Below are 6,904 nucleotides of genomic sequence, written 5' to 3'. Positions count from 1 at the left end.
TTCTTCTGCAAACTCAAAGAGTTCAAGCGCATCGCCATGCGCGCCTGCAAAACCGATCTAAGCTTCTCCGCAATGATCTACCTCGCCGCAGCCGTCATCAACTCGCGATGAATCCCCACAACCCCTAGTCGAGGTTGGGCCGCAACCAGCGCTCGGCAGTCTGGAGGTCGACCCCGCGCCGTGGGACGTAGTCCTCCAGCTGATCGCGGCCGATCCGGGCGACGCCGAAATAGCTCGCCTCGGGATGGCCGAAATAGAAGCCCGAGACTGCGGCGGTCGGCAGCATCGCGAAGCTCTCGGTCAGGGTGAGGCCGGTCGCGTCGCCCGCCTGCAGCATGTCGAACAGGATCGGCTTGTGGCTGTGATCGGGACAGGCCGGATAGCCGGGCGCCGGGCGGATGCCGCGATACTGCTCCTTGATCAGCGCCTCGTTGGTCAGTTGCTCCCCCTCGGCATAGCCCCACAATGTCGTGCGGACATGGAGGTGGAGCCGCTCGGCAAACGCCTCCGCCAGGCGATCGGCCAGCGCCTTGAGGAGGATGTCACGATAGTCGTCATGATCGGCCTTGAAGCGCGCGATATGCGGATCGATGCCGTGGATGCCCACCGCGAAGCCGCCGAACGTATCGTCCTGGGTGTCGATGAAGTCGGCGAGGCACATATTCGCCCGGCCCTCGCGCTTCTTGATCTGCTGGCGCAGGAAGGGAAGCCGCACCTCGCCCGCGTCGGTTTCGACGAGTATGTCGTCACCGTCGCGCCGTGCCGGCCATAGCGACGCGACGCCCTTCGCCGTAAGCCATTTCTCGGCGATGATCGTATCGAGCATGTTCTGCGCGTCGTCGAACAGGCCCCGCGCGCTCTCCCCGACGATCTTGTCGTCGAGGATCGCGGGATAATTGCCCGCCAGTTCCCAGGCGCGGAAGAAGGGGGTCCAGTCGATCAGCTCGCGAAGGTCCTCAAGCGGCCAGTCGGTGAAGACATGGCGGCCGGGCTGCTTCGGCGCATCGGGCTTCAACGCAAAATCGGCGACGAAGGCATTGGCGCGCGCCTCCGCCAGCGTCGCCAGCTCATTCTGCCCCTTGCCCTCGCGCGCCTTGCGGACCGCTTCGTAATCGGCCGCCGTCTTCGCGACAAAATCGTCGCGTTGCGTATCGGACAGCAGCGTCGAGGCGACGCCAACCGCGCGGCTGGCGTCGAGAACATGGACGACCGGCCCGGCATAGGCCGGGGCGATACGCAGCGCAGTGTGGACCTTGGAGGTGGTCGCCCCGCCGATCAGCAGCGGCATCGTCATGTTGGTGCGCTGCATTTCGGCGGCGACCGTCACCATTTCATCGAGCGACGGAGTGATCAGACCCGACAGGCCGATCATATCGGCGTCATTCTCATTGGCCGCGGCGAGGATCGTCATCCACGGCACCATCACGCCGAGGTCGATCACCTCATAGCCATTGCACTGAAGCACCACGCCGACGATGTTCTTGCCGATATCGTGAACGTCGCCCTTGACCGTGGCCATCACGATCCGGCCCTTGGGCCGCGAGCCCGCAACCTTCTGCGCCTCGATGAAGGGCAGCAGATGGGCAACCGCCTTCTTCATCACGCGCGCGGACTTCACCACCTGTGGCAGGAACATCTTGCCCGATCCGAACAGGTCGCCGACGACGTTCATCCCGTCCATCAATGGGCCCTCGATCACCTCGATCGGCCGGTCGAACAGCTGGCGCGCTTCCTCGGTATCGTCGACGACATGCGCGTCGATGCCCTTGACCAGCGCATGTTCGAGCCGCTTGACGACGTCCCAGCCGCGCCATTCCTCGGCGGCCTTCTCGGCGACCGCATCGGTGCCGCGAAACTTCTCGGCAATGGCGATCAGCCGTTCGGTCGGGGTTTCGTCGGGCTTGCGCGCCGGACGGTTGAGAATGACGTCCTCGCACGCCTCGCGCAGCTCGGGATCGATCGTGTCGTACACATCGAGCTGGCCGGCATTGACGATGCCCATGTCCATGCCGGCGGGAATGGCGTGGGAGAGGAAGATACTGTGCATCGCCTTGCGCACAGGCTCGTTGCCGCGGAAGGAGAAGCTGAGGTTCGACAGGCCGCCCGAGATGTGCGCATGCGGGCAGCGCACCCGGATTTCCTTGCACGCCTCGATATAATCGACGCCGTAATTGTCGTGATCCTCGATGCCGGTCGCGACCGCGAAGATGTTCGGATCGAAAATGATGTCCTCGGGCGGAAAGCCATCGGCGACGAGCAGCTTGTAGGCGCGCTCGCAAATCTCGACCTTGCGTTCCTTGGTGTCGGCCTGGCCGACCTCGTCGAACGCCATCACCACCACGGCGGCGCCATAGGCGCGGCACTTGCGGGCGTGGAACAGGAAGGCCTCCTCGCCCTCCTTCATGCTGATCGAATTGACGATCGGCTTGCCCGAGACGCATTTCAGCCCCGCCTCGATCACCGACCATTTGGAGCTGTCGACCATCACCGGGATGCGCGCGATGTCGGGCTCCGCCGCCATCAGCTTGAGGAAGGTCGTCATCGCATACTCGGCGTCGAGCAGACCCTCGTCCATGTTGACGTCGATGACCTGCGCGCCATTCTCGACCTGTTGCCGCGCGACCTCGACCGCCCTGGTATAGTCGCCACTCATGATGAGCTTCTTGAACGCCGCCGATCCGGTGACGTTGGTGCGCTCACCGATATTCACGAACTGGGTGGAGGAGGGCGTGGTCACTGTCTTGTCTCTTCTTCCTCCCCTCCCGCTTGCGGGAGGGGCCGGGGGTGGGCGCCCGGTCGCCTTATGCGTAACGTGCGAGGTGATTGCGGAAGCCCTCCCCCTGCCCCTCCCGCAAGCGGGAGGGGTTAAGGAAAAGACTAAGCCATAATCATCGGATCAAGGCCGGCGAGGCGGGTGCGGTGATCGTGCGCGTGCGGCACTCGCGCCGGCTTGCCCGCGACCGCTTCGGCCATCGCCGCGATATGATCCGGGGTCGATCCGCAGCAGCCGCCAACCACGTTGACGAGCGCCTGATCGACCCACTCGCGGATGAAATCACCCGTCGTGTGCGGTTGTTCGTCATATTCGCCAAGATCGTTGGGCAGGCCGGCATTGGGATAGATCATCACCAGCGCATCGGCGATGCCGGAGAGCACCTGCACATGTGGACGCAACAGATCCGCGCCGAAGGCACAGTTGAGCCCCACCGTCAGCGGATGGGAATGACGCACCGCGTGCCAGAAAGCCTCGACCGAATGCCCCGACAGATTGCGGCCGGACATGTCGGTGATCGTCATCGAGATCATCATCGGGATTTCGACGCCGCGTTTGGCCTGCTCCTCGAGCACCGCCATGATCGCGGCCTTGGCGTTGAGCGTATCGAAGATCGTCTCGATCAGGATGAAGTCGCAACCACCGTCGATCAGCGCCGCCGCCTGATCCTGATAGACATCGCGCATCGTATCGAAATCGACCGCGCGAAACCCCGGATCGTTGACGTCGGGCGACAGCGAGAGCGTCTTGTTGGTCGGTCCGATCGCCCCGGCGACGAAGCGCGGACGGCCGTCCCTAGCCTGATAATCGTCGGCCGCCTGACGCGCGATGCGGCTGGCCGCGAGGTTCATGTCGCGGACGAGATGGACCGCGGCATAATCCTCCTGGCTGATGAGGTTGGCGTTGAAGGTGTTGGTCGAAACGATGTCCGACCCCGCATCGAGATATTGGCGGGTGATCTCGTCGATCACATCGGGCCGGGTCAGCACCAGCAGGTCGTTATTGCCCTTCTGGTCGAGCGACAGATCATAGTTGCCGCGATAATCCTCCTCCTGGAGCTTGTAGCTCTGGATCATCGTGCCGAACGCGCCGTCGGTGATCAGGACGCGCTGCCTGGCCTGCTCGCGAAAGCGGATGGCGGCTTCGGATTTCACAAGGGTCATGCGGCATTCTCCAGCGCCGTGCCGTCCGCGCGCAGCCCCAGCAGGTGGCAGATCGCGAAAGACAGTTCGGCGCGGTTAAGCGTATAGAAATGGAACTGGCGGACGCCGCCCGCATAGAGGCGGCGGCACATCTCGGCGGCGATCGTCGCGGCGACGAGCTGGCGCGCCGGGGGATGGTCATCGAGCCCCTCGAACAGCCGGTCCATCCAGGCGGGGATCGCTGCACCGCACATGCCGGCGAACTTGCGCGTCTGGGCGACATTCGAGACGGGCAGGATGCCGGGCACGATCTCTCCATCGATCCCCGCCGCGCGGGCGCGGTCGCAGAAGCGAAAATAGGCTTCGGGGCTGAAGAAGAACTGAGTGATCGCCCGGGTCGCGCCCGCGTCGAACTTGGCCTTCAGATTGGCGATATCCGCCTCGGCGCTGACCGCCTCGGGATGGCATTCGGGATAGGCCGCGACCGATATCTCGAAAGGATGGATATCCTTGAGCCCGGCGACCAGATCGGCGGCGTTGCGATAGCCGTCGGGATGGGGAACGAAGCTGGCCCCCTCGGTCGGGGGGTCGCCGCGCAGCGCGACGATGTGGCGCACGCCCGCCGCCCAATAGGCGCGGGCGATGTCGTCGATCTCGGCCTTGCTCGCCTCGACGCAGGTCAGGTGCGCGGCGGCGGGGATCGTCGTCTCGGTGGCGATGCGTGCGACGGTGTGGTGCGTCCGCTCGCGCGTCGATCCGCCTGCGCCATAAGTGACGGAGACGAAGCGCGGCTTGAGGGGGCTGAGCGTCTGGATCGCGCTCCACAGCGTCTCTTCCATCTTGTCGCTCTTGGGCGGGAAGAACTCGAACGAGACGGCGGCGTCGCCCGCGAGATCGGCGAACAGCGGCGCATCGAGCGCACGGCGCGCTTCCTCAAGCTGACTATAGGGTACGGATGTCATGATACTGCTTTCAACTGGCTGCGCTGTCCGCGCACCCCCAACCATAATTTGACGGTCAATGCATCTCCGACGAGTTCCTCGACGCGATCGAGGCCGAGGCCCGCCGCCTGGAACCAGCCGCCGACCTGATCGTCGCCGAAGCCCAGCCGGACATGCGCGTCGCGACTGCGCAGATCCTCAAGGTCATGGCTCGCGAAATCGACGATCAGCAGCCGCCCGCCGGGGGACAGCAGCCGCGCGCTCTCGGCGATCGCCGCCGCCGGGTGCTGGGCGAAATGGAGAACCTGATGCAGGATGACGAGATCGGCAGATCCGTCGCCCAGCGGCAGCGCATACATATCGCCCTGCCGAAGCTCGGCCTGTGACAGCCCCGCCTCGGACAATTTGACCCGCGCAAGCCGGAGCATTTCGGGGCTGCGGTCGATACCCATCACCGATTCAGCTTCGCCGCCGACCAGCTCGATCATCCGTCCGGTGCCGGTGCCGATATCGACCATCCGGCCGATCGGGGCATGGGCGAGCATCGCCAGGATTCGCTGCTCGACCGCGCTTTCGGGGACATGGAGCGATCGGATCGCATCCCATTCCTCGGCATGGTCGGCGAAATAGCGCGCCGCCGCCGCCGCCCGGTCCGCCCGGACGGCGGCAAGGCGAGCGCGGTCGGCCACGGCCCAGACATCCTCGCCCTCGCGGCTCCAGTCGTCGATCGCGGCAAATAGCGGCAGGACGCAGGCATCGGGACCCAGGCCCAGGAAGACCCAGCTTCCTTCCTTGCGGCGTTCGGCCAGGCCGGTATCCGCGAGGATCTTCACATGGCGCGAAACCCGCGGCTGACTCTGCCCGAGAACCTGCGCCAACTCGCCGATCGACAGCTCCATCGCGCGCAGCAGATGAAAGATGCGCAGGCGGGTCGGATCGGCCAGCGCCCGAAAGATGGATAGCGCATCGCTTGGCATATATGCAGACATAAAGAAGTCTTTATATGTGGTCAAGGCACTTGCCGCGCGGAATGATGGCGGGCATGCGGTTTTGGCGCGGAACTCCGCGATGTTTTAGAGTATGACCGATGGCGGAGAATCCGCCCGAAAGGGAAATCGATGCACGCTTCGGCGAAAATGATCGGCGTCGTGGCGCTCGGCCTGACTCTCTCGGCCTGCACAACGGCCCGGGTCGGCACCGACCGGCTCGCCGAGAAGGACCCGCTCGAGGGCTTCAACCGGACGATCTGGGCGGTAAATCGCGGCGCCGACAAGGTCGTCGTGAAGCCGGTTACCCAGGTCTATCGCGCGGTCGCGCCCAAGCCGGCGCGCGATGGCGTCCGCAACTTCTTCTCCAATGTCACTGAGCCCTTTTCGTTCATAAACAATGTGCTTCAGGGCAGGATCGACCGCGCGATGCGCAATCTTGGCCGATTCGCGGTCAACACCACCGCCGGCATAGGCGGACTGTTCGACCATGCCAGCCGCGCCGGCATCCGGCCCGCATCGGAAGATCTCGGCCAGACCCTGGCGGCATGGGGCGCGAATGGCGGTCCCTATCTGGTCCTGCCGCTGCTCGGGCCGTCGACCCTGCGGGATGGCGTCGGCACCGGCGTGGCGCAGTTCACCGATCCCTATCGCGTCTGTCTGAGCGAGTGCGGTCTGCCCCACGGCGTGCCGCTGGCGATGACCGCGGCACAGGTGATCAGCGTGCGCGACGGCCTGATCGAGACCGGCGCGGACAGTTTCCTGGAATCCAGTCTTGACCCTTATGCCGCAGCGCGGTCGGCCTTTTTGCAGCGCCGCCGCGCCGAGATCCTGAACCAGGAAAGCGACGACGCCGCCACCGAAGCCGCCGCCGCCTCGGATGCCGAAGCGAATCCGATTGGCGCCGACACAGGGTCGGCGGCCGATGCAGACGCCGGAATCCCGGGTGCTGACGCCGCGTCGGCGCCCGACGCCGACGCGGGCATAACCGCATCCGATCCGGCTGCGAAACCAAGTGATCCTGCGGGTTCCGAGGCTCCGAAACAGCCTAATTAACTACCG

5 protein-coding genes and 1 pseudogene are annotated in these 6,904 nt (G+C 64.9%); 2 read left to right on the top strand and 4 right to left on the bottom strand.

The features are described from left to right. Window positions 1–111, top strand: a pseudogene (locus tag WP12_RS26000) (IS5/IS1182 family transposase); the annotation flags it as partial. Window positions 112–124: 13 nt separating this feature from the next. Here WP12_RS26000 and metH read toward each other — a convergent pair. From metH to WP12_RS20240, 4 genes are all read right to left on the bottom strand, one after another. Then, on the bottom strand, window positions 125–2,737 hold the full coding sequence (gene metH / locus WP12_RS20255; RefSeq protein WP_046195483.1) for a methionine synthase: 2,613 nt from the start codon (window positions 2,735–2,737) through the stop codon (window positions 125–127). A gap of 140 nt (window positions 2,738–2,877) precedes the next feature. Continuing rightward, window positions 2,878–3,936 carry a homocysteine S-methyltransferase family protein gene (locus WP12_RS20250; protein WP_046195482.1) on the bottom strand — a complete coding sequence of 353 codons (1,059 nt, stop codon included), beginning with the start codon at window positions 3,934–3,936 and terminating at the stop codon, window positions 2,878–2,880. Further along, on the bottom strand, window positions 3,933–4,877 hold the full coding sequence (metF, locus tag WP12_RS20245) for a methylenetetrahydrofolate reductase (protein ID WP_046195481.1): 945 nt from the start codon (window positions 4,875–4,877) through the stop codon (window positions 3,933–3,935). The genes WP12_RS20250 and metF overlap by 4 nt, the downstream gene beginning before the upstream one ends. Further along, window positions 4,874–5,845 (bottom strand): ArsR/SmtB family transcription factor, encoded by a 972-nt coding sequence (locus WP12_RS20240; protein ID WP_046195488.1) that lies wholly within the window; start codon window positions 5,843–5,845, stop codon window positions 4,874–4,876. Before WP12_RS20240 ends, metF begins: the two co-directional genes overlap by 4 nt. 129 nt (window positions 5,846–5,974) lie before the next feature. On the opposite strand from WP12_RS20240, the gene WP12_RS20235 reads away from it, so the two are divergent. Beyond that, a complete protein-coding gene (locus WP12_RS20235; RefSeq protein WP_046195480.1) occupies window positions 5,975–6,898 on the top strand; it encodes an MlaA family lipoprotein in 924 nt (307 codons plus the stop codon). Window positions 6,899–6,904 lie beyond the last annotated feature (6 nt).

It is taken from the genome of Sphingomonas sp. SRS2 (assembly GCF_000971055.1).
Lineage (GTDB): Bacteria > Pseudomonadota > Alphaproteobacteria > Sphingomonadales > Sphingomonadaceae > Rhizorhabdus.
This window is presented reverse-complemented; position numbering and strand designations above follow the sequence as displayed.

What these genes read in the sequence shown, in the direction of transcription:
- WP12_RS20250 (WP_046195482.1), bottom strand. Translation starts at nt 3,936, where the DNA reads ATGACCCTTGTGAAATCCGAAGCCGCCATCCGCTTTCGCGAGCAGGCC.
- WP12_RS20240 (WP_046195488.1), bottom strand. Translation starts at nt 5,845, where the DNA reads ATGTCTGCATATATGCCAAGCGATGCGCTATCCATCTTTCGGGCGCTG.
- metF (WP_046195481.1), bottom strand. Translation starts at nt 4,877, where the DNA reads ATGACATCCGTACCCTATAGTCAGCTTGAGGAAGCGCGCCGTGCGCTC.
- WP12_RS20235 (WP_046195480.1), top strand. Translation starts at nt 5,975, where the DNA reads ATGCACGCTTCGGCGAAAATGATCGGCGTCGTGGCGCTCGGCCTGACT.